This window comes from Geothrix paludis, assembly GCF_022808815.1.
GTDB classification, from domain to species: domain Bacteria; phylum Acidobacteriota; class Holophagae; order Holophagales; family Holophagaceae; genus Geothrix; species Geothrix paludis.
In genome coordinates, this window is sequence record NZ_JAKZLC010000003.1 from 1 (window position 1) to 25,498 (window position 25,498).

Annotated in this window: 19 protein-coding genes and 1 rRNA gene; 17 read left to right on the forward strand and 3 right to left on the reverse strand. The window is 70.0% G+C overall.

Features of this window, described 5'->3' with window-relative positions:
- Nucleotides 1-3 precede the first annotated feature (3 nt).
- The 12 genes from rrf (at nt 4) to MLE64_RS08295 (ending at nt 12,210) form a co-directional block, all read left to right on the forward strand.
- Nucleotides 4-119: ribosomal RNA gene (gene rrf, locus MLE64_RS08240) — 5S ribosomal RNA — on the forward strand.
- A gap of 79 nt (nt 120-198) precedes the next feature.
- The gene (gene thrS / locus MLE64_RS08245; protein ID WP_243317305.1) at nt 199-2,112 is read left to right on the forward strand and encodes a threonine--tRNA ligase; all 1,914 of its coding nucleotides are present in this window, start codon (nt 199-201) and stop codon (nt 2,110-2,112) included.
- Nucleotides 2,113-2,207: 95 nt separating this feature from the next.
- Nucleotides 2,208-2,774 (forward strand): translation initiation factor IF-3, encoded by a 567-nt coding sequence (gene infC, locus MLE64_RS08250; RefSeq protein ID WP_341482279.1) that lies wholly within the window; start codon nt 2,208-2,210, stop codon nt 2,772-2,774.
- A 7-nt stretch (nt 2,775-2,781) separates the two neighbouring features.
- Entirely contained in the window at nt 2,782-2,982 is a 201-nt protein-coding gene (gene rpmI, locus MLE64_RS08255) for a 50S ribosomal protein L35 (RefSeq protein ID WP_026853512.1), read from the forward strand.
- Nucleotides 2,983-3,179: 197 nt separating this feature from the next.
- Nucleotides 3,180-3,527: a 50S ribosomal protein L20 gene (gene rplT, locus MLE64_RS08260; RefSeq protein ID WP_243288481.1), complete on the forward strand. Its 348-nt coding sequence runs from the start codon at nt 3,180-3,182 to the stop codon at nt 3,525-3,527.
- Nucleotides 3,528-3,607: 80 nt separating this feature from the next.
- On the forward strand, nt 3,608-4,678 hold the full coding sequence (gene pheS / locus MLE64_RS08265; protein ID WP_243317306.1) for a phenylalanine--tRNA ligase subunit alpha: 1,071 nt from the start codon (nt 3,608-3,610) through the stop codon (nt 4,676-4,678).
- The gene (locus MLE64_RS08270) at nt 4,678-6,600 is read left to right on the forward strand and encodes a phenylalanine--tRNA ligase subunit beta (protein WP_243317307.1); all 1,923 of its coding nucleotides are present in this window, start codon (nt 4,678-4,680) and stop codon (nt 6,598-6,600) included. The genes pheS and MLE64_RS08270 overlap by 1 nt, the downstream gene beginning before the upstream one ends.
- A 19-nt stretch (nt 6,601-6,619) precedes the next feature.
- Nucleotides 6,620-6,856: a cell division protein ZapB gene (zapB, locus tag MLE64_RS08275; protein ID WP_243295462.1), complete on the forward strand. Its 237-nt coding sequence runs from the start codon at nt 6,620-6,622 to the stop codon at nt 6,854-6,856.
- A complete protein-coding gene (locus tag MLE64_RS08280; protein WP_243288477.1) occupies nt 6,853-7,212 on the forward strand; it encodes a cell division protein ZapA in 360 nt (119 codons plus the stop codon). The genes zapB and MLE64_RS08280 overlap by 4 nt, the downstream gene beginning before the upstream one ends.
- Nucleotides 7,213-7,500: 288 nt before the next feature.
- On the forward strand, nt 7,501-9,078 hold the full coding sequence (gene rny / locus MLE64_RS08285) for a ribonuclease Y (protein ID WP_480031559.1): 1,578 nt from the start codon (nt 7,501-7,503) through the stop codon (nt 9,076-9,078).
- Between the two features lie 55 nt (nt 9,079-9,133).
- Nucleotides 9,134-11,782: a response regulator gene (locus tag MLE64_RS08290; protein WP_243317309.1), complete on the forward strand. Its 2,649-nt coding sequence runs from the start codon at nt 9,134-9,136 to the stop codon at nt 11,780-11,782.
- Nucleotides 11,783-11,880: 98 nt separating this feature from the next.
- Complete coding sequence (locus MLE64_RS08295) at nt 11,881-12,210, forward strand: DMT family protein (RefSeq protein ID WP_243317310.1); 330 nt, start codon at nt 11,881-11,883, stop codon at nt 12,208-12,210.
- A 3-nt stretch (nt 12,211-12,213) separates the two neighbouring features.
- Here the strand turns inward: MLE64_RS08295 and MLE64_RS08300 are convergent, their stop codons facing one another.
- Both MLE64_RS08300 and MLE64_RS08305 read right to left on the reverse strand, forming a co-directional pair.
- Nucleotides 12,214-12,858, reverse strand: coding sequence for a response regulator (locus MLE64_RS08300; protein WP_243317311.1), 645 nt, complete (start codon nt 12,856-12,858; stop codon nt 12,214-12,216).
- Nucleotides 12,855-15,788, reverse strand: coding sequence for a sensor histidine kinase (locus tag MLE64_RS08305; protein WP_243317312.1), 2,934 nt, complete (start codon nt 15,786-15,788; stop codon nt 12,855-12,857). Before MLE64_RS08305 ends, MLE64_RS08300 begins: the two co-directional genes overlap by 4 nt.
- A 436-nt stretch (nt 15,789-16,224) precedes the next feature.
- Here MLE64_RS08305 and MLE64_RS08310 point away from each other — a divergent pair, with 436 nt between their 5' ends.
- Genes MLE64_RS08310 through MLE64_RS08330 form a run of 5 tightly spaced genes read left to right on the forward strand, consistent with a single transcriptional unit; the run spans nt 16,225 to nt 23,125 of the window.
- Nucleotides 16,225-18,120: a CxxxxCH/CxxCH domain c-type cytochrome gene (locus tag MLE64_RS08310; protein ID WP_243317313.1), complete on the forward strand. Its 1,896-nt coding sequence runs from the start codon at nt 16,225-16,227 to the stop codon at nt 18,118-18,120.
- Between the two features lie 40 nt (nt 18,121-18,160).
- Nucleotides 18,161-18,514, forward strand: coding sequence for a c-type cytochrome (locus MLE64_RS08315; protein ID WP_243317314.1), 354 nt, complete (start codon nt 18,161-18,163; stop codon nt 18,512-18,514).
- A gap of 11 nt (nt 18,515-18,525) precedes the next feature.
- On the forward strand, nt 18,526-19,392 hold the full coding sequence (locus tag MLE64_RS08320; RefSeq protein WP_243317315.1) for a DUF5777 family beta-barrel protein: 867 nt from the start codon (nt 18,526-18,528) through the stop codon (nt 19,390-19,392).
- 12 nt (nt 19,393-19,404) lie between these two features.
- A complete protein-coding gene (locus MLE64_RS08325) occupies nt 19,405-20,382 on the forward strand; it encodes a DUF2231 domain-containing protein (protein WP_243317316.1) in 978 nt (325 codons plus the stop codon).
- Nucleotides 20,383-20,440: 58 nt separating this feature from the next.
- Nucleotides 20,441-23,125, forward strand: a complete 2,685-nt coding sequence (locus MLE64_RS08330) for a WD40/YVTN/BNR-like repeat-containing protein (protein ID WP_243317317.1) — start codon at nt 20,441-20,443, stop codon at nt 23,123-23,125.
- A gap of 1 nt (nt 23,126) precedes the next feature.
- On the opposite strand, the gene MLE64_RS08335 is transcribed toward MLE64_RS08330, so the two are convergent.
- The gene (locus MLE64_RS08335; RefSeq protein ID WP_243317318.1) at nt 23,127-25,445 is read right to left on the reverse strand and encodes an ATP-binding protein; all 2,319 of its coding nucleotides are present in this window, start codon (nt 25,443-25,445) and stop codon (nt 23,127-23,129) included.
- Nucleotides 25,446-25,498 lie beyond the last annotated feature (53 nt).

The window sequence follows — 25,498 nt, forward strand, 5'->3', positions numbered from 1 at the left end:
CTTCGTCGCGGCTTTTCCCCAGGGGTCACACCCGTTCCCATCCCGAACACGGCCGTTAAGACCTGGAGGGCCGATGATACTGCTCCCCACAGGAGTGGAAAAGTAGGTCGCTGCGACGTTAAATCCCCTCCGGGCCATCACAATTGATGGCCCGGAGCTGTTTTACTGATAAAATTCTTCTCCTATTTCGAGGAATCCATGTCCATCGAGGTCCGCCTTCCTGACGACTCCCTCCGGCAGCTGCCCGAGGGGGCCACCGGGACCGAGCTGGCCGCCGGCATCGGGGCCCGCCTGCTGGACGCGGCCTTGGCCATCAAGATGGACGGCCGCCTGGTGGACCTGAAGGCCCCCCTGGTGAACGGCGCGAAGGTCGAGATCGTCACCAGCAAGAGTCCCGAGAGCCTGGAGCTGATCCGGCACTCCACCGCCCATCTCCTGGCCCACGCTGTCAAGCGCCTCTACCCCGAGGCCCGGGTGGGCATCGGCCCCGTCATCGAGGACGGCTTCTACTACGACTTCTGGGTGGACAAGCCCTTCACCCCCGAGGACCTGCCGGTCATCGAGGCGGAGATGCGGAAGATCGTGGCCGAGGGCGTTGAGGTTGAGCGCGAGGATCTCGGCCGGGATGCCGCCGTGGCCCGGTTCCAGGCCATGGGGGAGCCCCTCAAGGTGGAGGTCGTCTCGGGCATCCCCGCCGGCGACATCATCAGCGGCTACAAGCAGGGCGACTTCTACGATCTCTGCCGGGGCCCCCATGTGCCCAACACCTCGAAGCTGAAGGCCTTCAAGCTGCTCAGCATCGCGGGCGCCTACTGGAAGGGCGACGAGAAGAACCAGATGCTCAGCCGCATTTACGGCACCGCCTTCCACACTCAGAAGGAGCTCGACGAGCACCTTCAGCGGTTGGAGGAGGCCAAGGCCCGGGACCACCGCAAGCTGGGCAAGGAGCTGGGTCTCTACTCCTTCCATCCGGAGGCGCCTGCCTCGCCCTTCTTCCACCCCAAGGGCGCCCAGGTCTACAACGAGCTCGTGACCTACATGCGCGAGCTGTACTTCAAGTACGGGTACGACGAGGTGATCACGCCGCAGGTGCTGGACGTGGCCCTCTGGAAGACCAGCGGCCACTATGAGAACTATGCCGAGAACATGTACTTCACCACCGCGGAGGAACGGGAGTACGCGCTGAAGCCCATGAACTGCCCGGGCCACTGCATCATGTTCGGCAGCCACAAGCACAGCTACCGAGACCTGCCCATCCGCTACGCGGACTTCGGCCGCCTGCACCGCTACGAACGCAGCGGCGTGACGCACGGCCTCACCCGCGTGCGCACCTTCTGTCAGGACGACGCCCACATCTACTGCGCGCCCGAACAGATCAAGACAGAGATGGCGGCCTTTCTCGCCCTGCTGAAGGAGGTCTACGACACCTTCGGCTTCGAGGGCATGCGCGTGGCCCTCTCCACCCGCCCCGAGAAGCGCCTGGGCTCGGACGAGATCTGGGACGCGGCGGAGCAGGCACTGGGCGAGGCCCTGGACGAAGCGGGCATGCCCTACACCCTGAATCCCGGCGAAGGCGCCTTCTACGGCCCCAAGATCGAGTTCCAGATCCTGGATGCCCTCAAGCGGCCCTGGCAGCTGGGCACCCTCCAGGTGGACTACATGCTGCCGGAGCGCTTCGACCTGAAGTACACGAAGGCCGACGGCGCCGAGGGGCGCCCCGTCATGCTGCACCGGGCCATCCTGGGCAGCCTGGAGCGCTTCATGGGCATCCTGGTGGAGCACACCGCCGGCGCCTTCCCGGCCTGGCTGGCGCCCGTGCAGGTGGCCATCCTGCCCATCACGGACCGGGCCCACGCCTTCTCCACGGAGGCCGCGGCGCAGGCGAAGGCCCTGGGCCTCAGGGCAGAGGTCGATCTGCGGAACGAGAGCCTGAAGGCGAAGATCCGCGAGGCTCAGCTGGCCAAGGTGCCCTACATGCTGGTGATCGGGGATCGCGAGGCGGAGGCCGGCACGGTGTCCGTGCGGCATCGCCACCGGGGGGATCTGGGCGTCCAGCCTTTGGATGGCTTCCTCAAGGGGCTCGCCACCGAAGTCCGCGAGCGACAGCGCTGAGCCGGTTTTCCTTGCTTGGCACGAATCCGTCCAAGTGGTAGACTTTTTGTCCTTGTGCAACTAGGGGAGGAACCATTCGTCCGAACGAGACCCGCATCAACGACGGCATCCGGGCCCCCGAGGTCCGCGTCATTTCTGAAGATGGCGAACAGCTCGGCGTGATGCCCCCCCACCAGGCCATCCGGATCGCGGAAGAGCGCGGCCTCGACTTGGTGGAAGTGGCCGGGAACGCGAATCCGCCCGTCTGCAGGATCATGGACTACGGCAAGTACAAGTTCATGGAAGCCAAGCGAGAACACGCGGCCCGGGCCAAGCAGAAGAACATCGTGGTCAAGGAAGTGAAGTTCCGCCCCAAGACTGACGACCACGACTTCGACTTCAAGATGAAGCACATCCTGCGGTTCCTGGAGGAAGAAGACAAAGTCAAGGTAGTGGTCATGTTCCGCGGACGTGAAGTCGTCCATCGCGACATCGGCTACCGGATCATCGAGGAAGTCATCCGCCGGGTCGGCGACAAGGCCATCGTCGAGAAGGGCGCCGGCATCGATGGACGCGACATGCACGCCATCCTCGCCCCCCGGATCATCGAAGTCCCCAAGGCGCCCAAGAAGCCCAAGCCGGCCCAGCCGGAAACCCCTGAAACCGAAGCCAAGATCCAGTGAGGAAGCCATGAGCTACAAGATCAAGAGCCACAAGGGCGCCCAGAAGCGTTTCAAGAAGACCGCCGGCGGCAAGTTCAAGCGCGGGTGCTCGCACCAGCGCCACATCCTGACCAAGAAGACCGCCAAGCGGAAGCGCCAGCTGGACATGGGCGGCATGGTGGCCAAGGCCGATCAGAAGGCCGTGGCGGCGATGCTGCCCTACGCCTGATTCTATTCCGGGGGTTCCACGCTCCGCTTCGCTGCGCGAACACCCCCGGACCCCCACGCCCTTGCAGGCCGAGCCTGCGCGGGCTTGGATTCTCTCTCCGCCGGTCCTAGAATCGGTGGTTCAACCCGGTGGCTGAGGCCACCCCCGATGAGGCCTTCAAACGCTCGTTCTGAGCTGCCTCGAGGAAAGGAATCAAGATGACTCGTGTAAAGCGTGGTTTTAAGCGGGCCCAGCGCCGCAAGCGGATGATGAAGTTCGCGAAGGGCTTCTACGGCGCCAAGTCGCGGCTGTACCGCTCCGCCAAGGAAGCCGTCGAGAAGGCCCTCGGCTATGCCTACCGCGACCGCAAGGTCAAGAAGCGCGACTTCCGCCGCCTCTGGGTGGTGCGCATCAGCGCCGCCTGCACGCAGAACGGCACCAGCTACTCCAAGTTCATGGGCGGCCTGAAGAAGGCGTCCGTGGATCTGGACCGCAAGATTCTCGCGGATCTCGCCGTGCGCAATCCCGAAGCGTTTACCAAGCTCGTGGCCGTGGCCAAGGGCTGATCGCGAACATCCATCGCAGACACCCGGAAGGCCGCGCGAGCGGCCTTCCCTTGTTTTGAGACACCTCTCCCGAGGGATCCATGGACCACCTGCTTCCAGCCGAGATTCTCGAGGCGGACCGCGCCTTCCCGGTGGCCCTGGCCGCCTGCGCCGACCTGGATGCCCTCCTGCGCCTGAAGGGCGCCTACGTGGGCCGCGAGGGCAGCCACGCCGCGCGTCTCATGGACCTGCTGAAGGCCGCGCCCAAGGAGCAGAAGCGCGACCTGGGCGCCGCCATCAACGGCCTCAAGCAGGGCTGGGAGGAAGGCCTGAAGGCCCGCCAGACGGAGCTGGAGGCGGCGAAGAAGAACCTGAACGCGCTGGCCTCGAGCTGGGATCCCGCCCTGCCGCCGCCCGTGCCCGCCCGTGGGGCGCTGCATCCCCTGAACCGCCTCATGGACCGCCTGGTGGAGGTCTTCCGTCCCCTGGGCTTCCATGTGGAGGAGGGCCCGGAGGTCGAGACCGAGGCCCACAACTTCGACGGACTGAACATCCCGGAGGACCACCCCGCGAAGGCCTCCTCGGACACCTTCTACCTGGCCGCCCACCCCGAGCTGCTGCTCCGCACGCACACCAGCCCCGTGCAGGTGCGCACGCTCCTGCGCGTGGCGCCGGACCTCCAGAAGCTCGGCGGCATCCGCTTCCTGGCGCCCGGGCGGGTCTACCGCAAGGACGAGATCGATCCCACCCACAGCCCCATGTTCCACCAGGTGGAGGGCATGCTCGTGGGCCACGACATCGGCATGCAGCACCTCAAAGGCACCCTGGAATACGCGCTGCGGGCCCTGTTCGGCCCCCACACGGAGATCCGCCTGCGGCCTTCGTACTTCCCCTTCGTGGAGCCGGGCTGCGAGGTGGACGTGAGCTGCCCGCTCTGCGACGCCAAGGGCTGCCGCGTGTGCAAGGGCTCGGGCTGGGTGGAGATCCTGGGAGCGGGCCTCCTCCATCCGAACGTGCTCAAGTACGCGGGCATCGACCCCGAGGAATGGTCAGGTTGGGCCTTCGGCATGGGCGTGGAGCGTATGGCCATGATGCTGAGCCAGACGCCGGACCTGCGGCTCTTCTTCGAGAACGACCAGCGCTTCCTCGGGGCCATGGGAGGGCTCGACTGATGTGGATCGAACGCAAGGCCCTCGCCGCTGAAATTCCCGCAGCCGCGGCCCTGGACACGCGCCAGCTCTGCGAGCTGCTGGCCTCCCTCGGCTTCCCCGTGGATGGCGTGGCCTCCCGTGAAGGCACGGACGTGCTGGACGTGGACATCACCGCCAACCGCGGCGACGCCATGTCCCACCGCGGCATGGCCCGCGAGGTGGCGGCGAAGCTGCGCCAGCCCCTGGCGCCCTTGGCCCCGCCCCCGGTGGCGGAAGGCGCGCCGCAGGTCCCCGTGCGCCTGGAGAGCCCGGCCTGCCCCCTGTACGCCACGGCCTTGTTGAGCCTGGGGACGGGCGGAACCCCGGCCGACGCGCAGGCCTTCCTGCGGGCTCTCGACGCCTCCGCCAAGGGCCTGCCCGCGGTGGACGCCTCCAACGAGCTGCTGCACCGCTACGGCCATCCCACCCACGCCTTCGACGCGGACCGCATCCAGGGCGCCGTCTCCGTGCGCTGGGCCATCTCCGGAGAGAAGCTGGTGACGCTGGATGGCGTGACCCGCACTCTCCTGGCCCAGGACCTCGTCATCGCCGACGAGGCCGGTCCCATCGCCCTGGCGGGGGTCATGGGCGGCGACGGCACCAAGGTGACAGAAGCCACCCGCCGCGTGCTGCTGGAGAGCGCCTGGTTCGATCCCAAGACCGTGCGGGCCACGGCCCGCCGCCACAGCCTGCACACGGACGCCTCCCACCGCTTCGGCCGCGGGGCGGATCCAGCCATGGCCACCGTGGCCCGGGACCTCCTGGTGGACCGCCTCCGCACCTGGGCCGGGGCCACCCTGGAGGGGGCCTGGACCGCCGGCGCCCTGCCGGCTCACGCTTCATCCGTGACCCTGTCCGAGGCCATGCTCGTGCGTGTGGCTGGCGAACCGCTGACCCTGGCCGAGGCGGCCGAGGCGCTGACGCGCCTGGGCTGCGTCGTGAAGGCCGGTTCCGACACCCTGACCGTCCAGCCCCCCACCTGGCGTCACGACATGGCCATCCCCGACGACTTGGCGGAGGAGGTGCTGCGCCTCCGGGGCTACGAGCACATCCCCTCGGTGCTGCCGCCTCTGGAGGGTCCGCCCCAGCGGCTGTCGCCGGACTACCGCCTGCGCCAAGCCCTGGCCCGGCGTCTGGCCCACCTGGGCTTCCACCAGACCGTCACCTACGGCTTCATCAGCCCCGAGGCCGATGCCGCCTTCGCGGCGCCGGACAACGCCCCCGAAGGTCGCACCCTGGTCAACCCGCTGGGACAGGAGTACTCCGTGCTGCGGGGGACCCTCCTGTCCAGCCTGAAGGACGCGGCAGAGCAGAACCTCCGCCAGGGAGCGCGGGAAGTGCGCCTCTTCGAGGTGGCGCCCACCTACATCAGCGGCCCCAAGGGCCCCGGGGAGCGCTTCACCCTGGGCCTCGCCTGGGGCGGCACCCAGGGCGGCGAGGACTACCTGAGCCCCGCCCGGCCCGTGCGGGAGGCCGACCTCCGCGGCATCGCCCGGGACCTTGGGCTGGCGGCGCTGCCAGAGGTGCGCGCGCTGGGCGAGGGCCTCTTCGGCTTCGAGGTCCCCGTGGCCGACCTGCCCCGGCCCGGGGAGCGGATCGTCCCGGCCTTCCGTCCCTTCAGCCGCTTCCCCTCCGTGGAGCGGGACCTGTCCCTCCTGGTGGACCTGGGCCAGCCCTACGAGGCCCTGGCCGCGGCCATGCGGGCGGCTCTCCCGGCGGAGGTGCTCCAGGATCTGCGCTGCGTGGACGTCTTCCGCCACAAGAGCCTGCCCGAAGGCCGCCAGGCCTGGCTGATGCGCCTGCGTTTCCAGGCGGACCGCACCTTGGTGGGTTCCGAGGTGGACGGCTGGATGGCCTCGGCCCTGGCCGCCGCCGAGGCCCTCGGCGCGAAAATCCGGGCGTAGAATCCCCCAAGAGGACTCCATGGATCTGCTCAAACAGCTCGAATCGAAGATGCATGCCCTGGTGCAGCAGCGCAACCAGCTGAAGGAAGAACTGGATGCGCTGAAGACCGCCGGCTCGGCCGGGGAGCAGGAGCTGCAGTCCCTCCGGGCCCGGCTGGAGGAGGCCCTGGCCGAGAAGACGGCCCTGGAGAAGGACCGCGAGGCCGTGAAGACCCAGGTGGCCGCGATTCTGCAGGCCCTGGAGGCCCTGGGATGAAGCCCCAGCCGCCCCTGCCGGGGGTCCGGGCCGCCACGGTGTCGGTCCTGGGGCGGGAGCTCCAGGTCCAGACGGACCGGCCCGAGACCCTGGCGGCGGCGGTGCGGATCCTGGAGGACACCTTCCGCGACATGGACTCGCAATGCCAGCTAAGATGGGGGAGTGTCCCGAAGGGCCTCGACACTCCGTCCTGGTACCTCCTGGGCGCCCTGAACCTGGCGCACCGTGTGGCGCGTCTCGAGCAGGAAGCCAACCAGCACACCCAGAACCTGGAACAGACTCTTTCAAAGCTGCTGAACGATGTTCCGGACGAACCTTCCGCCCCCGTGCCCTTCCTCGACGAGGACGGAGACTGATTTCCCTGCGAGGCCCGTGATCATGGCCAAGCGCTTGTTCCGTAAGTCGACCTGGGAGACCTTCCCCCTGTCCTGTGCGTTCCGCGCGTCGGCGCGCCTTAGCCAGGGACTCTGGTCTCCCCCCTACCAGCTAGGGAACTCGGCAAGCCTCCACGACTGAGCGGGGATTTTCTTTCACATTCTGGCGCTGGTGGCTCTTCGGATCCTCATTCCCTGGAGTCGCCCATGAATTTGACCAGCTGGATCTTCCTCTTTCTCTTCTTCGCCGCGGCCGGCGTGGGCCTCCTGATGGCCTTGCGGGCCCAGAAGGCCACCGTGGAGGCCTCGCAGGCGCATACCCGCGCCGAAGCCGATATCAAGGCCCAGCGCGAGAAGCTGTTGGACGAGGCCCAGCGCGAGGCCCAGCGCCTCCGGGAGCGGGGTGAGCAGGAGGCCGAGGCCCTTCGCAAGGAATCGGCGCTGAAGGCCAAGGAGCAGGCCCTCCAGGCGCGCCAGGAGGCGGAGAAGCTGCTGGCCGAGCGCCAGGCCAACCTGGAGAAGCAGGAGCAGCGGCTGCACACGAAGGAGACCGGCCTCCAGACCAAGGAGGAGGGCCTCGACAAGAAGCTCCAGCAGGTGGATCAGAAGACCAAGGACCTCGAAGCCCTCAACGAGAAGCGCAAGGCCGAGTTGGAGAAGCTGGAGGTCAAGCAGGCCGAGGCCAAGCAGCTGGTGGAGGCCCAGGCCCAGCGCCTGGAGGAGATCGCCGGGCTGACCCGGGAGGACGCCAAGAAGGAGCTGACCGCCCAGCTGGAGTACGCCGCCAAGATGGACGCCGCCAAGCTGGTGCGCCGCATCGAGGAGGAGGCCCAGGAGGAGGCCGCCAAGAAGGCCCGCTGGACCATCGGCGCCGCCATCCAGCGCGTGGCCTCGGATGTGGTGGCCGAGCAGGCCGTGAGCTCCGTCCAGCTGCCCAGCGACGACCTCAAGGGCCGCATCATCGGCCGCGAGGGCCGCAACATCCGGGCCCTGGAGAAGGCCACGGGCTGCGACCTCATCGTGGACGACACGCCCGAGAGCATCGTGGTCTCCAGCTTCGATCCGATCCGGCGCGAAGTGGCCCGCCAGGCCATCCTCAAGCTCCTGGCCGACGGCCGCATCCACCCCGCCCGCATCGAGGAGGTGGTGGAGAAGGTCAAGGTGGACATGGACCAGCACCTCAAGGAGATCGGCGAGGCCGCCTGCATCGAGCTGGGTTTCCCCGATGTCCACCCCAAGCTGCACAAGCTGGTGGGCCGCCTGAACTACCGCACCTCGTACGGCCAGAACGTGCTAGAGCACACGAAGGAGGTGGCCCGCATCGCCGAGTACATGGCCGGCGAGATGGGCGCCAACGCCAAGCTGGCCCGCCGGGCCGGCCTCTTCCACGACATCGGCAAGGCCATCGATCGCGAGGTGGAGGGCACCCACATCGAGATCGGCATGCAGCTCATGCAGCGCTACGGGGAGAAGGAAGAGGTCATCCACGCCATGAGCTGCCACCACGGCGACTTCGAGCCCCGCACGGTGGAGGCCATGCTCATCACCGCCGCGGACGCCCTCAGCGCGGCCCGCCCCGGCGCCCGCCGCGAGATGCTGGAGACCTACGTGAAGCGCCTCGAGAAGCTCGAGGAGATCGCCGGCAGCTACAAGGGCGTCCAGAAGAGCTACGCCATGCAGGCGGGCCGGGAGATCCGCATCCTGGTGGACGCGGGCTCCGTCAACGACGACCAGGCCTACTGGATCGCCAAGGACGTCAGCCGCCGCATCGAATCCGAGATGCAGTACCCCGGCCAGATCAAGGTGACGGTCATGCGGGAGCTCCGCGCGGTGGAAATCGCGCGGTAGGGGGCACGGCGTCTGATAGAGTCCTGGCAGACCATACCCACAGGCCGGATTCCTCTTGGACGTTTTCCCGCCCAACCCTTCCGATCCCCTCCCTGTCGATGAGGAGGCGGGTGCCGCAGGGCTGCGTCGGCACTTGGCGGAGGGCAGCTATTCCCTGAGCCTGGCCCGCACCCGGGAGGAAGTGTTCCGGGTGCTCCTCGGCCGGGCGCTGGAGATCCAACCCCGCGCCCAGTGGTTCGTCGGCCAGATCGAGGAGCGGGAGGGCCAGCGCACCCTGGCCGTGGCGGCCTCCTTCCCGCCCCTGGAGCCGCGGCTCGAGGCGGCCCTCCGGGAGGCCCGCCCGCCGCTCCTGGAGGCCGGCCTGGTGCGGGAGATCTGCGACCATCATCGCCCGGTCTTCGTGGCGCATGCGGCCGCCATGCCCGGGAAGGTGCCGCCTGAGTTCGTGGAGGCCACGGGCCTGGGCAGCCTGGTCGGCGTTCCCATGGTCCATGAGGGGCGGCTCGGAGGGGTGCTCCTCGGCGTCGGCCTTGGAGACGAGGAGGCCGTCCACCCCGGCGAGGGCGAGCTGGCCACGCTCCTGGACCTGGCCCGGGTGAGCGCCCTGGTTCTGGAGCGCATCCAGGCGGAGGCGCGGCTCGCGGAAACGGCCCTCCTCTTCCGGGACCTGGCCCGTGCCGCGCATGACCTGGCCGAAGCCGCGGACGAGGACACCCTGGTGGCCCAGCTGTTCCAGTGGGCCGGGCGGCTGGCCCCCCTTCCCGAGTGGTGGTTCAACCGCTTCGATGCCTCGGCCCGGGTGTGCCGCACCACCCATTGGACCCGCGGCCTGGAGGCCCATGGCACGGTCGAAGGCATCCGCAAGCCCGATCCGGTGGATGGGGATCGCATCCTGGAGCGGGTCTACCTCCGGCAGAAGGCCGTCCACATCCGCCGGTGGGAGGACCTTCCGGTTGAGCCGAACCGGTCCGGGTGGCCGGGACCCCTCCGCACCTGGGTGGGCCTTCCCCTGGCCCACGAGGGCGCGGTGGTGGGGTCGCTCAGCGGCGGTTCCCTCGGGGATCAGGGCCACGTGGTGATCTCGGAGGAACAGTTCGAGGCGCTCCAGAGCCTGGCGGAAACCGCCGGCCTGGTGCTGAACCGCCTCCAGGCCCGGAAGGCCCTGGAGGCCGAGGAGATGCGGTTTCGCCGCCTGTTCGAGCACTCCCCCGACCCCATCATCCTCCTGGTGCATGGCGTGATCCAGGATGTGAACCGGGCCCTGACGGACCTGCTTGGGCAGCCTGGCTCGGCCCTGCTCGGCCAGGACCCCACCCGGCTGAGCCCGGCCCGGCAGCCTTCGGGCCTGCCCAGCCGCGAGGCGGCGCTGGAACTGCTGGCGGAGGTGAAGGCGGGCACCCGCAACCGCTTCGAGTGGGTGCTGCTCCACGCGAGTGGCCGGGAGATCCCCTGCGACGTGGCCATCACCCAGTACCGCCTGGGGACTCAGCACATCTACCACGCCGTCCTCCGGGACCTCACGGAGCAGAAGCGGGCCGAGGCGGAGCGCGCGACCCTGGAGCGGCAGCTGTTTCAGGCCCAGAAGATGGAAAGCCTGGGCGTGCTGGCGGGCGGGATCGCCCACGACTTCAACAACCTGCTCATGGGCGTCCTGGGGCACGCGGGCCTGGCCCTGGACCAGCTCAACCCGTTGCACCCGGCCAAGCGGAACCTCGAGGCCATCCAGAAGGCGGGGCAGCGGGCTGCGGACCTCACCCGCCAGATGCTTGCCTATTCCGGCCGCGGGCGCTTCGAGGTCCGGAACCTGGATCTCAGCGTCCAGGTGGAGGAGATGCTCCACCTCCTGGAAGTGAGCCTGCCCAAGACCGTGGTGCTGAGCCTCAGCTTGAAGAAGGGCCTTCCGGCGGTCTCCGCGGACGCATCCCAGATCCAGCAGGTGATCATGAACCTGGTGATCAACGCCGCCGAGGCCATCGGCGAGGCCTCCGGCACGATCACCCTCGCCACGGGCCTCCAGCGCGTGGACGCGACTTCCGCCCAGACCATGCTGGTGGGGCAGGATGCGGCGCCGGGCCCCTACGTCTACCTGGAGGTGGCCGACACGGGCTGCGGGATGGACCCGGAGACCCAGGGCCGGATCTTCGAACCCTTCTTCACCACCAAGTTCACGGGCCGGGGCCTGGGGCTTTCGGCCATCATGGGCATCGTCCGGGGCCACAAGGGTGCCCTGCGCGTCTACTCCGAGGTGGGGCACGGCACCACGTTCAAGGTGCTCCTGCCGGCCCTCGACCTGGAGACCGAGGCCGCCGTGGTGGTGGAGGAGGCCCCCTGGACCGGCCACGGCCTCGTGCTGGTCGTGGACGATGACGAGACCGTGCGGATCGTGGCCCGGCAGATCCTGGAGAAGCGGGGGCTCCAGGTGCTGGAGGCCCAGGACGGCCAGGAGGCCGTGGATCTGGTGCGCACCCGGGGAGCCGACATCGGCGTGGTCCTGCTGGACATGACCATGCCCCGCATGGGCGGCGAGGAGGCCTTCCGGGAGATGCGGCGCCTCCAGCCTGACATCCGCGTCATCCTGAGCTCGGGCTACAACGAGGGCGAAGCCATGGGCCGCTTCGTGGGCAAGGGGCTCCGGGGCTTCATCCAGAAGCCGTACGGCCCCAAAGAGCTGCTGGCCAAGATCCAGAGCGTGCTCGAAGCTTGAGCCATGTGGACCGTCCTCCTGCTCATCCTCAGCAATGTGTTCTTCGCCCTGCGGGCTCAGACCTCAGGCCCGATTGTCGTGGCCTCGGAGGGTGGCCGATGAGAACGGTCATCCTCCTCGTCCTCAGCAACATTTTCATGACCTTCGCCTGGTACGGGCACCTGAAGCACCACCGCGACAGCCCGCTCTGGATCGCCATCCTGGCGAGCTGGGGCATCGCGTTCTTCGAGTACTGCCTCATGGTTCCCGCCAACCGCTTCGGCTACGGGCGCTTCAGCCTCCCCCAGCTGAAGGTGATCCAGGAGGTGGTGACGCTGATGGTGTTCGCCGTGTTCACGGTGGCCTGGATGCGGGAACGGCTGCACCTCAACCACCTCTGGGCGGGGCTCTGCCTCGTGGGGGCCGTGTTCTTCACGTTCCGGAAGTAGGCGTCAGCCGTCCAGGTGGATGATGCCCCGCTTGAGGGCCACCATGGCGGCCTCGGTGCGGTCCTTCACCTGGAGCTTGCGCAGCAGGTTGTTCACGTGGATCTTCACCGTGGGCTCCGCCAGGCCGAGGGAGTCCGCGATCTCACGGTTCCGCTGGCCCTGGGCAAGCAGGCGCAGCACATCCAGCTCCCGGGCGGTGAGGCGCTCGGATTCCATGCCCTCCACCAGGCGGGCGGCCGTGGCGGGAGGCAGGTACCGCTGCCCCGCGGCCACGGCGCGAACGGCCTCGATGAGTGTGCCGCGTCGCATGCTCTTCAGCAGGTAGCCCCGGGCCCCGGCCTCCAGGGCGCGCTGGATGTCGGCATCGCCGTCGAAGGTGGTGAGGACCAGGATCCGGGCATCCGGATCCTCGCGCCGGATGGCCGTGATGGCCTCCACGCCCGTCTGGCCGGGAAGCTGGAGGTCCATGATGATGACCGTGGGGCGCAGGGTGCGCCAGGCCGCCACGGCCTCCTTGCCGTCACCGGCCTCGCCGACCACTTCGAGATCGGGTTCCCCGTGGTGGAGGATGGCTACCAGGCCATCGCGGACCACTGGATGGTCGTCCACGATGAGGAGACGGATGGGATCGGAAGGGGTCGTGGTCATGGGCGCCATCTCCGGAGGGGCAGGATGATGGTGATGCGGGTGCCCCGTCCCGGTCCACTGTCGATATCGATGCGGCCCCGGAGCTTGCCCAGGGTTTCTCGGATGCTGCGGAGGCCATAGCCCGCGGCCCCGGCCGCTGGGTCGAAGCCCTTGCCGTCATCCTCGACGCGCAGTCCCACCTCCCGCCGCTTGTAGTGGACAGTCACCCGGACCCACTTGGCCTTGCCATGGCGGAGGGCGTTGGTGAGGGCCTCCTGCGCCATGCGCAGCAGCTCCTCCTCCAGCTTGGCGTCCAGGCGCCTCGGCTCTCCGGTATGGGCCAACTCCACCCGGATGCCCGTGCCCGCGAGGAGGCGGTCCGACAGGATGCGCAGGGCGCCCAGCAGGTCGGTCCCCTCGGGCTTGCGGGGGCTCAGGGCCATCACGGACCGGCGCGCCTCCTGGAGGCTGGCGGCCGCCAGCTCGCGGGCCCGGTCGAGGCGGGTGAGCACCGGCGCGGGATCGCCCGCCAGGCGGGCTAGGCCGGCCTCGGCGGCCTCGAGCTGGAGCAGCACGCCCGTGAAACCCTGGGCCAGGTGGTCATGGATCTCCCGGGCCATGCGGTTGCGCTCGTCCAGCACGGCGGAGCGGGCCTCCACCTGCTGGAGGCGGAGGCGCAGCAGCCACCATCCGAAGAGGCCGGCCGCCAGGGCGCACAGGGCCCAGAACACCGGACGCTGGTGGAAGAAGGGCTGGACCCGCACTTCGAGGGAGACCTCCTGCGGGGGGCCCTCCTCCCCGGGCCGCCAGGCCTGGAGGCGGAAGCGCCGCGTGCCCGGGGGCAGGTTCGAGTACACCGCGAAGCGCCGGTCCCCCACTTCGTTCCAGCCCGGATCGATGCCCTCCATGCGGTACCGGAACCGCAGCTTCTCGGCGCCCGTGAGGCTGATGCCCGTGTAGTGGATCTCCAGCCGGTGGCTGCCGGGCGCCAGGTCCAGGGGACCCACGATGGATCGCGCCGATTCGTCGCTCAGCACCTTCGCCAGATACAGGCGGAGGGGCGGCGGAGGCGGCGGCAGCCGGCGGGTGTCCGCATGGGCCATGCCCCGGCTGGTGGGAACCCAGAGCTCGCCTTCACGGGTGAGCCAGGCGACGGGCTGGGGGCCTCCGTGGGTCTCCCGGGCGGGCAGGCCGTCCCAGTGATCGAAGGTGGTGAGGGGGGAGGGGCCGGCGGCGGGCAGCCCCCGGCTCAGGGTCGGCCGGGGAACGCGGAGCACGCCCTGGCTGGTGCTGAGCCATAGGTTCTGGTCCGCGTCCTCCAGGATGGCGTGGATGGCCGTCTTCAGGAGCCCCTCGGGACCGGTGAACGCCTGGAAGGCGTCATGGCGGAAGAGGCGCAGGCCGTCCGAGGTGCCCACCCACAGGGATCCCGCCGCATCCAGGTACAGGGCCTGGGCGCCGGCGGAAGCCAGACCCTGGGCGGCCCCGAACCAGTGCAGGCCCTCGGCGTCCAGGATCCCGACCCCCTGGGATGGGCTGGCCACGTACAGGGGCTCCGGGCCGCCTCCGGCCATGGCCACCACGCCCCGGGCCAGCGGGAAGAGCTGGTGCGACCCGCTGGACAGGAGCTTCAGCAGCCCCTGACGGGGCGTGGCGATCCACAGGTCGCCGGCGGGGTCTTCGTAGAGGGTGAGGATCTCATCGGGCTCCGGTCCGCCCTGCCAGGGCACGGCCCGGGCCCTTCCCGCCTCCAGGATGAACAGCCCCCCTTTCCGGGTGCCCATCCAGAGGCCGCCGCTCTTGCGGGGCCACAGCGCGGAGATGGGCCCGGGCCCCACGGCCCCGGTCAGGGCGAAGGGTTCGATGCGGCCGTCGCGGACCTGGCCCAGGACCTGATCCCCCGTGAGGCACCAGACGGTGCCCGAGGCGTCCTGGCAGACCATCCTGGCCGCTTCTTCTGGCTCGGGCCCCCTCACCGGCACGGCCTGGAAGGGAGCGGCGACCGCCGCGCGGAGGCCGCGGTCTTCGCTTCCCACCCACAGGGTTCCGGCGCGGTCCTCCAGCAGGCAGAGCACGGTCCACCGGATCTGCGGCCCATCGGGCGCAGTCTCCAGCCGGCCGTCCCGCATCCGGTGGTACAGGCCCGCCTGTTCGGTCCCGATCCAGAGGCCGCCGCCGCGGTCCGCCCGGAGGGTGGTGATGGCCCGCGCGGGGAGACCGCCGAGGCCGCTGGAAGGCCCCAGGCGGCCGTCCGCGAAGGTGAGCAGTCCCTGGGTCCGCGTGCCCACCCACAGCGTCCCGGCGGCGTCCTGCTCGAGGGCCGTGATGTCGCCGGCCGAGAGGGCCACCAGCTCCATCCGCCGGTCCCGGACCCGCCAAAGCCCAGATCCCGCCGTGCCCACCCAGAGTGTGCCCTCGCGGTCCGTCGCCATGGCCTGGATCCGCACGTGGACGGCGTCACAGGCGATCGGCTGGAACCGCTCCCCGACCAGTTGCACCAGCGGTCCTTCGGCCGGGGCGGCCCAGAGGGTGCCCCGGGGATCCGCCGCCAGGCGGAGGATGGGGCTGTCGGGCAGGCCTTCCGCAGGGCCGAGGGCGGTGAAGACGCCCTGCTTCAGGCGGAAGAGGCCCGGCTGCGAGGTGCCGATCCAGAGGCTGCCGTCCGGGGTTTCGGCCAGGCATCGCACGTCATTGTGGGTGAAGGCGGGCGCCTCGCGCCGGGACAGGCGATCGAACCGGGCTCCATCGAACCGGGCCAGGCCATCCTCGGTGCCCACCCACAGGAACCCGTCCCGGCTTTCCAGCAGGGCCGTGGCCGTGTCCTGGGCCAGTCCCGGCTGGTTCCGCCAGAGCCGATGGCCCTGGGCCGGGGGCTGGGCGCGGTTGGAGTCGCGGGCCGCGAGGATCGTGGGCGCCACGAGCATCATCGACACCATGAGCATCATGGGCATCGCGATCCCCAGCGACAGGGCGGCGGCGCACCATCCGGCCCAGCCTCTGCGGAAGCCCTGAAAACCTGCCCAGCCCATGATCATGGAAGCAGCAGGTTAGGCCATCCCCGAGGCGCGGGCAACCAGGGATCTCGAAGGCTCCTGCGGATGCCGACAGCCAGCGTCGGGAGACCCGGCGACCATCTCGGGATGTCCGAGTCGCGGCGGCGGCCTTACATCTAAAGGCCTAACAACAACATTCGTTGGATGTATCGACATGGGTCCGCGATCGGGAGATCGTTCCTCATCATCCAAATCCTTCCCGGGATCCCCGCATGACCAGGGGCACTGGGATCCCCGGGCAGGGAAGCCGGCCATCCGAGCCTCCCCCTGTCCTCTTTCTGAGCCTCCCGCCGTCGGCTCCCGTGCGGCGCAGGCCGCCGCCGGAGGTGCCAGCATGAGCAGGATCCCAGCCTGGACGAGCCTTTGCGGGGTCCTTCTCCTGGTGACCGCCGCCCTGATCGGTTGCGGAAAGGGGGCCACCGATCCGGTGACGTACTACGGCTACTACCACCCGGCCGGCTGGATCAACGAGCACGCCGGCAAGGCCATGGCGGATGTGGGCAGCTGCGCCAAGTGCCACGAACTGACGGTCCTGAAGGTCGGCAGCGGCGTGCCGTCCTGCATGACCTCGGCCTGCCACCACGGCACCCAGCCCGGCTGGGCGAACGCGGATCTCCACGGGCTGCGGGCGAAGCTGGCGGCGGGCCCTTCGGGCGGAAGCTTCGCCTCCTGCCAGATCTGCCACGGGAAGGACTTCTCCGGGGGCGGTTCGGCGAACGCCTGCGCGACCTGCCACGGGGTCCAGGCGCCGCACCCCGCCAAGCCATGGCGCCTCTCCGCCGGATCGCTCCACACGCACACCACCACGGATCCCTCCAACGCCGCGGTCTGCGCCCAGTGCCACTACCCGGGCTCCCCCAACAACCCCGCGGGGCATCCGGCCGCGCCGGCCCCAGCGGGCACGCAGCCCGGCTGCTACAACGCCACCCTCTGCCACGCGAACGCCGGCGCGCCCCATCCGCTCGGCCCCATCTGGACGGATGCCACGAGCCCCTCGTTCCATGGGATCCAGGCCAAGCAGGACCTGCTCTACTGCCAGAGCTGCCACGGCACGCCCGGCACTCCGAAGTTCGATGGCGGCACAGCGTCGACGGCCTGCTCCGCCTGCCACACGGCGGCCTTCGCCCATTCCACGACCTGGTACCAGGATCCGGTCCAGACCTTCCCCGGCTATGTGCCTTCGCATCGCAACGCGGGCAGTCTCGCGGCCTGCCAGGCCTGCCATGACGGCCTCGTCCAGGGCCGGACCGCACCCCTGCCCGCGGCTCCGAGCTGCTACTCGGCCTCCTTCGACAACGGCGTCCACGGCACGGTCGGATGCCACTCCAACGGCCCCGCCGCGCCCAACCATCCTGTCCCCTTCACGGGCACGACCCACACGACGGTGACCCAGGCCCAGTTCACCGCGGACTGCGCGTCCTGCCATGCGGTGGCCGGGACCTCTCCGGTGTCGGGGGCGCCGCTTTGCAGCGTGTGCCACCAGGCCGCCTCCCCCCTGGACGCCGGGAAGGGCCCGGGGACTTGCCTCTCCTGCCACGTGGGCGCGGCCGGCCTGCCCGCCGGTCCCACGGGCACGGCCTTCCCCAGCCTGGCCGGAGCTCATGCCAAGCATATGGGCCTGCGGACCTCCCTGACCTGCAACACCTGCCACAACGGCATCGGCGCCGGCAGCCTGACGCACTACAACGCCGCCAACGCGCGCGTCTCCCAGCCGACCTCCCCGGCCCCGGTGGCCATGGTGGCCACCTTCAACGCCCAGTCGGGCACGGCCGGGTTCACTGCCGCCGCGCTGACCTGCTCCAACGTGAGCTGCCACGGCGGCCAGACGACCCCCAACTGGCAGACGGGGACGCTCGCCGTGAATGCCACCACCTACTGCCAGGCCTGCCACAAGATCGCCTCCACGCCCACGCAGTACAACGACGCCACGGGCCGGCATAACAACCCGAGCGACCACAACCAGACCTGCGACTACTGCCATGACATGACGCAGGCCAAGCCGGGCGCCCAGAACCACTTCAAGTACCTCGACACCACCGCGGTCAGCGGAGCCGTCACCGGCGCGCCCGCCGACCAGTTCCCCAGTGACACCATCCGGTTCGGAGGCGGCTCGCAGCCGGCCACCGGCGCGCTCACCTACACCGTCACGTCCAGCACCCAGGGGCAGGGCGGTTGTGCGCTCAGCTGCCACGGCCAGACCCACACCACCTCCGGGAACACCTGGAACTGACGCCTACCGCCTTTCAACCCTCCCCATAGGAGATTCCTCCATGAGCCGTGCCATCCTGCCCCTCCTGCTGCTCGCCGGCGTCACGCTGACCGCCGGGGACCCCGCCAAGGACCTGCCCAAGTTCCAGGGCGATCTCCAGAAGTACTGGACCGATGCCTGCGCCCGCTGCCACGGCGTCAACGGCAACGGCCGCGACAACAGCGGCAAGCCGCTCCCCGATGCCGGCTTCGACTTCACCGATAGCCGCAAGGCCAACAAGAAGAAGGACAGCGACTGGGTGAAGGTCACCATGCAGGGCAAGGACAAGATGCCGGCCTTCAAGGACAAGATGTCCGAGGCTGACGCCCAGAGGATGATCACGGACATCGTCCGCAAGTTCGCCGCCAAGCGCTGAGTGGAGGTCGGATGCCACGGAAGCTTCTCTCCCTCGCCTGCGCCCTCGGAGCCGCGGGTGCCCTCCACGCCGAGTCCTCGGACTATCCTCTGGCCATCAACCTCCCCACGGCCGAGCGGATGCAGTTCTGGGACATCGGCCTCGCCTTCACCCACCGCTTCGTCACCCCGGTGAAGGACCACGGCAAGGATGTCTACGGCCTGGACGGCTACGCCTATGCCGGACTGGGGTTCACCTTCGGGATCAAGCCGGTCCCGGGCCTCAATGCGTTCATCTACCGCACGGCGGACAACAAGACCTTCACCTTCGGCCTGCAGCAGCAGGTGCTGGACCTGGATCGCATCCGCATGGCCGTGCGGGCCGAGCGGTTCGACGAGGTGGTGCCGGCCACCACCACACCCATCGGAAGGGTGGGCGTCGCCGGTGGCGTCTTCCAGGTTCCCACGGAGATCTTCCTCACGGACGACATCATCTTCTCGGTGGTGCCCACCTACATCACGAAGACCACCACCACCGACACGATCCTGGCGGTGCCGCCCGGGGCCGCGCCCAACACCTCGCCCAACACGGGAGGCGTGTTCAACGTGGGCCTGGGCCTGCGCATCGGGTTCACCGAAAAGTTCTCCTTCATGGGCGAGTACTATCCGCGGCCGTCCAAGTTCGCCCACGCCACGCCCGGCGTCGTGACGGACGGCAGCACCTACCGGCCGGGCTTCGCCGCCGGCGTCTCCTACCGGACCTTCAAGCACCGCTTCACCCTCATCGGCACGAACGTTCCGGGCACCACGGCCAACCAGGTCCTCAGCGGAGACTACGGGGGCGGGCCCAGGTCCTCCTCCCAGTGGTCCATCGGCTTCAACGTCGTCCGCGTGTTCTGAGGTCACCCGCCCGTGTCCACCACCTCCCTGCTCGAGTTCATCGCCCGGGAGCACCCGGCCTTCGTCCACATCCCCCTGGGCCTGATCGCCGTGCTGCCGCTGGCCATGCTGGCCTCCTTCCATCCGAGGCATGTCCGCCTGTGGACGGGCACCTCATTCTTCCTGGCCCTCGTGGGATGGCTGGGCAGCACCGTGGCCCTGGCCAGCGGCCTCCTGTGGGGGCGCCAGATCGCGCTCATCCCGCCCGGGGCCTTCCTGCCGCGAGTGGCCACCGAGAAGCAGGTCCTGCAGCGGATCCTGCAGCTCCACGAGCTGGCGGCCTTCAGCGGGTTCCTGATCGGTGGCCTCTGCCTCTGGCTGCTCTGGCGCGCTTGGCGCCGGCTCGATGCCCCCGCGGCACTGGGTCGTCCCAGGCGGGGGGGGCGCCGGTTCTGGGAACGGGGGGTGGGGGCGGGTCCGTTGCTGGTGGGCGTCATCTGGCTGGGGTGCTGGGGCTTCAGCGGGAAGCTGGGCGGCATCATGGTCTTCGGCAACGAGGAGACCAACCGGGCCGCGGCGGAGGCGGACGCCGCCAAGCGCGCCGACACCGAGGCGGACCTGCCCATCCGGGCCCTGGACTATGCCAGCCTGGAACCGGCCACGCCGGCGCCGATGCGGAGCAGGGCCCACGGCGACCGCTGGCTGCGCGCCTGGATCACCGCCTCGGGGATCGACGCCTACCGTGCCGGCCAGCCGCTTCCCCCGGGGGCCTACGCGGTGCTCTCCACCTACGAGGACGACCACGGCCGGCCCGGGACCGAGCCGGGTCCGCTCTACATGAGGGAGACGAAGGCCGACGGAACCAGCGCCTTCGTCTTCTACTGGCCCCGGGTGCCGGAGGCCCGGCGCGGAGAGGTGGAGGGCCAGGACGGGGTCTACTGGCGGAGTCCCGACCCGCACCTGGCGGCCTGCGGGGACTGCCACGCGAAACCCGGCGCGGCCCGGAAATAGGATCGCCCCGGGTTGACCTCAAGACACGAGGCTGACACCGTCGTGCCTGAGGTCCCCCATGCGCCTGATGATCCTGAGCCCCCTGGCCCTGTCGATCTGCCTGGCTTCGCCGCTGGCCGCCGCGGGTCGCCCCCGGAAGGCTGAGCCCGCGGCGCCGCCCGCGGCCCCGGCCCTCCCGGTGGACGCCACCTTCCTGAAGCCCCTCAAGGCCAGGGCCATCGGCCCCGCCGTCATGGGCGGGCGCATCTCCGACGTGGCCGTGGATCCCTCGGATCCCTTCACCTGGTACGTGGCCCTCGCCCACGGCGGCGTGATGAAGACCACCGACGCGGGCGCCAGCTTCCAGCCCGTCTTCGACAAGACGGGCGTAGCTTCCATCGGCGCCTTGGCCGTCTCGCCGGCCAACCCCAAGGTGGTGTGGGCCGGCACGGGCGAGGCCAACGACCGCAACAGCTCTGGCTGGGGCAAGGGCGTCTTCCGCAGTGAGGATGGCGGGGCCACCTGGGGCGCGGCGGGGCTTACTGCCAGCCGCTGCATCGCGCGCCTGGCCGTCCACCCGAAAGACGAGGCCGTGGCCTATGCGGCGGCCATGGGCGACCTGTGGACGCCGGGCGGCGAGCGGGGACTCTACAAGACCACCGACGGCGGGAAGAGCTGGAAGGCCGTGCTCACCGCCCTGGCGCCCTTCGGCGACCGGGTGGGCTGCGGGGATGTGGTGCTGGACCCGCGGAACCCCGACACCGTCTATGCGGCCCTCTACGCGCGACGCCGCTTCCCCTGGGCCTTCCAGGCGGGGCCGGCGGCCACAGAGGGGCGTGACCTGGGCGGGATCTTCCGCAGCACGGACGGCGGGGCCACCTGGACCAAGCTCACGAAGGGCCTGCCGGCGGGCACCGGGCGCATCGGCCTGGCCGTCGGCGCCTCCAAGCCAGGCGTGGTCATGGCCGTGGTGCAGAGTGACGAGGGCGGCACCGTCCCCATCATGGACATCATGAGCAAGGCCGGCGGCACCTTCCGCTCCGAGGATGGCGGCGACACCTGGACCCGCACCAGCCCCCTGAACCCCCGCCCCTTCTACTTCAGCCAGATCCGCATCGCCCCGGATGACGACCGCCGCGTCTACGTCCTGGGTTTCGGCCTGCACGTCTCCGAGGATGGCGCCGCCACCTGGCGGGAGGACCGCTCCGAGAAGGTGCATCCCGATCTTCACGCCCTGGCCTTCGATCCCAAGGCCCCGAAGCACCTCCTGCTGGGGACCGATGGCGGCCTGTACCAGAGCCATTCCGCCGGCGCCTCCTGGGAGGCGCTGAACCGCTTCCCCGCCGGGGAGTACTACCGCATCGCCGTGGACGACAGCACGCCCTACCGGGTGGCGGGCGGGCTCCAGGACAACCGGAACTGGGTGGGACCCGGCCGCACCTTCAGCAAGGACGGCATCCTCAACCAGGACTGGACGAACCTGGGCGGTGGCGACGGTTTTCACGTGCTGTTCGATCCCGCCGACGCCGGTGTCCTGTTCGCGGAAAGCCAGGGAGGATCCATCTTCCGGGTGAACCTCCGCAGCGGGGCCATGAAGTTCCTGCGGCCCGAGCCCGCCGAGGGCCAGGAGGCCTACCGCTTCCACTGGGCCAGCCCCTTCCTCCGCAGCCGCCATGCCAAGGACGTGCTCTACCTGGCGGGCAACCGTGTGTTCAAGCTCACGGACCGAGGCGAGCGCTGGAAGCCCATCAGCCCCGACCTCACCACCCAGGATCCGAAGCGGACCCGCACCAGCGGCAGTGGCGCCGAGACCTACGGCGTGATCTACACCCTGGCCGAATCCCCGGCCAAGGCCGGGCTGCTCTGGGCCGGCACCGATGACGGCAAGGTCTGGCGCACCGAGGACGAGGGCGGCACCTGGACCGACCTGACGCCGAACCTGCCGGCGGCCGTGAAGGGCCAGTGGATCCAGCGCCTCGAGGCCGGCCGGGAGCCCGGCGTGGCCTACCTGGCGGTCCAGGCCCACCGGACCGGTTCGTACGCGCCGCTGGTCTACCGCACGGCGGACGGCGGGAAGACCTGGCAGGGGCTTGGCGCGGGCCTGCCCCAGGACCAGCCGGCCCATGTGGTGAAGGAGGATCCGGTCAACCCGAAGGTGCTCTACTGCGGCACCGAGGGCGGCCTGTTCGTGAGCCTGGACCAGGGCCAGCGCTGGCTACCTCTGGGCGATCTGCCGCCGGTGCCCGTGGACGACCTGGCCATCCAGGCCCGGGAGAACGATCTGGTCATCGCCACTCACGGCCGCAGCCTCTACGTGCTGGACGACCTCTCCGTGCTGCAGGGCTTGTCTCCGGAGGTGCTGGGCGGGGAGCTGCACCTCTTCGCGCCCCGGCGCGTCCTGGCCCGCCAGCTCCTGCCCGGAAACGCCAGCGAGGAGGGGAAGGCCGGGACCTTCCGGGGGACCAACCCGCCCCTGGGCGCCACCTTCCAGATCTACCTCAAGGCCGACACCGGGGAGGACCTGAGCTTGGCCATCAATGCTCCGGACGGGCGGCCGGTGGCCAACCTCAAGGCGCCGGGCCGGGCCGGCCTCCAGCGCATCGCCTGGGACCTGAAGCCCACCTCGGACCTGGTTTCCGAGTACCGCGGCGAAGGCTCGAAGTTCGTCAAGCCAGGCCCCTACACCGTCACCGTGACCCGGGGTTCGGCGAAGGCCACGGGGACGATCCAGGTGGAGGTCGGCGAGGATCTGGAGACGCGCTGACCTAGCGGGTCCCAGAGGCCCCCAGCATCTCGGCCATGAGGGCGAGCAGCCGCGACAGCTCGAAGGGCTTGGGCAGGAGCCGCACCCGGGGCACCTTGGCCAGCTTCGCCTCCATGCCCTCCAGTCCCTGGCCGCTCACCAGGATGAAGGGCACCGTCGAGCCCGTGGCGCGGATCCGCTCCAGCAGCTCCAGGCCCGTGCAGTCGGGCATGCGATGGTCGCTCAGCACCAGGTCGAAGCGGCCCGTCTGCCAGGCCTGCCAGGCCACGCCGCCGTCCGGGGTCGCCGTGACCTGGGCCCGGGCCAGGGTCAGGGCGTCCGCCAGCATGTCGCGCAGCAGGGCCTCATCCTCGGCCACCAGGATCCGCCGTCCGGCCAGGGTTCCCGGGGCCCCGGCGGGATCGGTCGGGGCCGGGGCTTCCTGAGGCGCGTCCGTGGGGATCGGCGGGAGGCACATGCGGAAACAGGCTCCGCCGCCTGGGGCGTTCTCCGCCCAGATCTGCCCCTGGTGGGCCCGCACGATGCCGAAGACCATGGCCAGGCCCAGGCCGGTGCCCTTGGTCGAATCCTTGGTGGTGACAAAGGGCTCGAAGATGTGCGGCAGGAGGTGGTCGGGGATGCCCGTGCCCGTGTCCTGGACCTCCATGCAGACCTGCCCTTCCTCGCCCAGGAAGGTCCGGAGGGTGAGGCTGCCCCCCGCCGGCATGGCATCTCGTGCGTTCACCACCAGGTTCATGAGCACCTGCTCCAGTTGCACCGAGTCGCCCTCCACCCGGGGAAGGTTCAGGTCGAGGGCCAGGTGCAGCCGGATCATGCCCCCCAGCAGGCGCTCCATGAGGGCCGCCGTATCGCGGATGAGCGCGTTGAGGTCGAGGGGCTTCAGCTCCGGCCGCGACTGGTGGCTGAAGGACAGCAGGGCCTTGGTGGTCTGGGCACAGCGTTTCGTGGCCTCCTCGGCGCGGAGGATCCGGGCGATCACCGGATGCCCCTCGGGCAGCAGCTCCCGGCTCAGGTGGAGCTGGCCCAGGATCGCGGCCAGCTGGTTGTTGACGTCGTGGGCGATGCCCCCCGCCAGGGTGCCCACGGTCTCCATGCGCTGGCTGTGCTCCAGCTGGCTCTGCAGGCGGGCGCGGTCCGCGAGGCTCTCGTCCGCCCGGAGGAGGGCGCGCTCCAGGCTGCGGATCTCCTGGATGTCCGAGCGGACGGTGGGAGCGGGTCCGCCCTGCCCCAGGGTTTCCGCCATGGTTCCGAGGGCGGTGATGGGTTCGGCCACCCTGCGGGCGATGTGGTGGATGCGCCAGGCCGCCAGGGCGAGGCCGATGATGACCAGGCCGAGCAGGCCCGCCACCCGGAATCCCAGCGGGCCCAGCAGGTCATCCTCGGGGATGGCCAGCAACAGCGACCAGTGGAGGCCCGGGAGGCCCTCGAAGGAGCGGGACAGCCCCATGGCCGTCCGGCCCCCCAGGTGGACGCGGCGGGGCGCCCCATCCCTCGCATCGTCCTCCAGGCGGATCCCCGGATTCGGGAAGCGGGCTTCCGGGGCCTTGAGAAAGGCCTGGCGGCGGTGTTCGGGGGACTCGTAGGCCGCATCCCGCGGAAGGATCAGGGCCCGTCCCTGGGGATCCACCACGAGGGATTGGCTGCCGGGCGTGGGCTGGGCGGACCAGACGCGGCGGGTGAGGTCGTCCAGCAGGAAGTCCAGGGCCACCACGCCCCGGAGGCCGGCCCCGTCACGGAGGGGCAGGGTGTACGTGATGCCGGGATCCTGGGTGGTGTAGAAGGTGTAGGGCTCGGTCCAGGCCGGGGCCGAGGCCGCCGCCCCGGCGGCGTACCAGGGCCGGGTGCGGGGGTCGTAGGGCATGGGCGTCCACGGCCCCGGCGCCGCCGGTCCCGCCAGTTCCAGGCGCCGCCAGCGGATCCGGGCCCCGGGCCCCGCGTTCTCCAGTTCCCGGAGGGACCAGACTTGGCCGATTCTCAGGAAGAGCAGGGATCGCCCCTCCGCGGTGGCCAGGTTGAGGCTGGTGATGCTGTGCTGGGCCGTCAGGGCCGGCAGGATCATCCGGGCGGCCTGCTCGGGCTGGGCCGGATCCAGGGTCCCGTCCGCCCACCAGTCATGGACCACTTGGCCGAGGGACTGGGAGGCTTGGAGATCGATCCGGAGCAGCTCGTCGAGGTGGCGCAGCGCCGTCTTGGCCCGGGCGCCCGCCTGCCGCTCCAGCGCCCGCTGCTGGCCCCACCAGGCCAGGCCGAGGAGCAGCGTGAACAGACCCGTCATGAGGATCAGGTGATCCCGCAACAGCAGGCGGCGGATGGGAAGCATGGGTGGGACGCCTCCGGGGGAGTACTACCTCCATCTTGTCGGACCCGGAGGGC

What these genes read in the sequence shown, in the direction of transcription:
- thrS (WP_243317305.1), top strand. Translation starts at nt 199, where the DNA reads ATGTCCATCGAGGTCCGCCTTCCTGACGACTCCCTCCGGCAGCTGCCC.
- rpmI (WP_026853512.1), top strand. Translation starts at nt 2,782, where the DNA reads ATGAGCTACAAGATCAAGAGCCACAAGGGCGCCCAGAAGCGTTTCAAG.
- rplT (WP_243288481.1), top strand. Translation starts at nt 3,180, where the DNA reads ATGACTCGTGTAAAGCGTGGTTTTAAGCGGGCCCAGCGCCGCAAGCGG.
- pheS (WP_243317306.1), top strand. Translation starts at nt 3,608, where the DNA reads ATGGACCACCTGCTTCCAGCCGAGATTCTCGAGGCGGACCGCGCCTTC.
- MLE64_RS08270 (WP_243317307.1), top strand. Translation starts at nt 4,678, where the DNA reads ATGTGGATCGAACGCAAGGCCCTCGCCGCTGAAATTCCCGCAGCCGCG.
- zapB (WP_243295462.1), top strand. Translation starts at nt 6,620, where the DNA reads ATGGATCTGCTCAAACAGCTCGAATCGAAGATGCATGCCCTGGTGCAG.
- MLE64_RS08280 (WP_243288477.1), top strand. Translation starts at nt 6,853, where the DNA reads ATGAAGCCCCAGCCGCCCCTGCCGGGGGTCCGGGCCGCCACGGTGTCG.
- rny (WP_480031559.1), top strand. Translation starts at nt 7,501, where the DNA reads ATGGCCTTGCGGGCCCAGAAGGCCACCGTGGAGGCCTCGCAGGCGCAT.
- MLE64_RS08295 (WP_243317310.1), top strand. Translation starts at nt 11,881, where the DNA reads ATGAGAACGGTCATCCTCCTCGTCCTCAGCAACATTTTCATGACCTTC.
- MLE64_RS08300 (WP_243317311.1), bottom strand. Translation starts at nt 12,858, where the DNA reads ATGACCACGACCCCTTCCGATCCCATCCGTCTCCTCATCGTGGACGAC.
- MLE64_RS08305 (WP_243317312.1), bottom strand. Translation starts at nt 15,788, where the DNA reads ATGCCCATGATGCTCATGGTGTCGATGATGCTCGTGGCGCCCACGATC.
- MLE64_RS08310 (WP_243317313.1), top strand. Translation starts at nt 16,225, where the DNA reads ATGAGCAGGATCCCAGCCTGGACGAGCCTTTGCGGGGTCCTTCTCCTG.
- MLE64_RS08315 (WP_243317314.1), top strand. Translation starts at nt 18,161, where the DNA reads ATGAGCCGTGCCATCCTGCCCCTCCTGCTGCTCGCCGGCGTCACGCTG.
- MLE64_RS08320 (WP_243317315.1), top strand. Translation starts at nt 18,526, where the DNA reads ATGCCACGGAAGCTTCTCTCCCTCGCCTGCGCCCTCGGAGCCGCGGGT.
- MLE64_RS08330 (WP_243317317.1), top strand. Translation starts at nt 20,441, where the DNA reads ATGCGCCTGATGATCCTGAGCCCCCTGGCCCTGTCGATCTGCCTGGCT.
- MLE64_RS08335 (WP_243317318.1), bottom strand. Translation starts at nt 25,445, where the DNA reads ATGCTTCCCATCCGCCGCCTGCTGTTGCGGGATCACCTGATCCTCATG.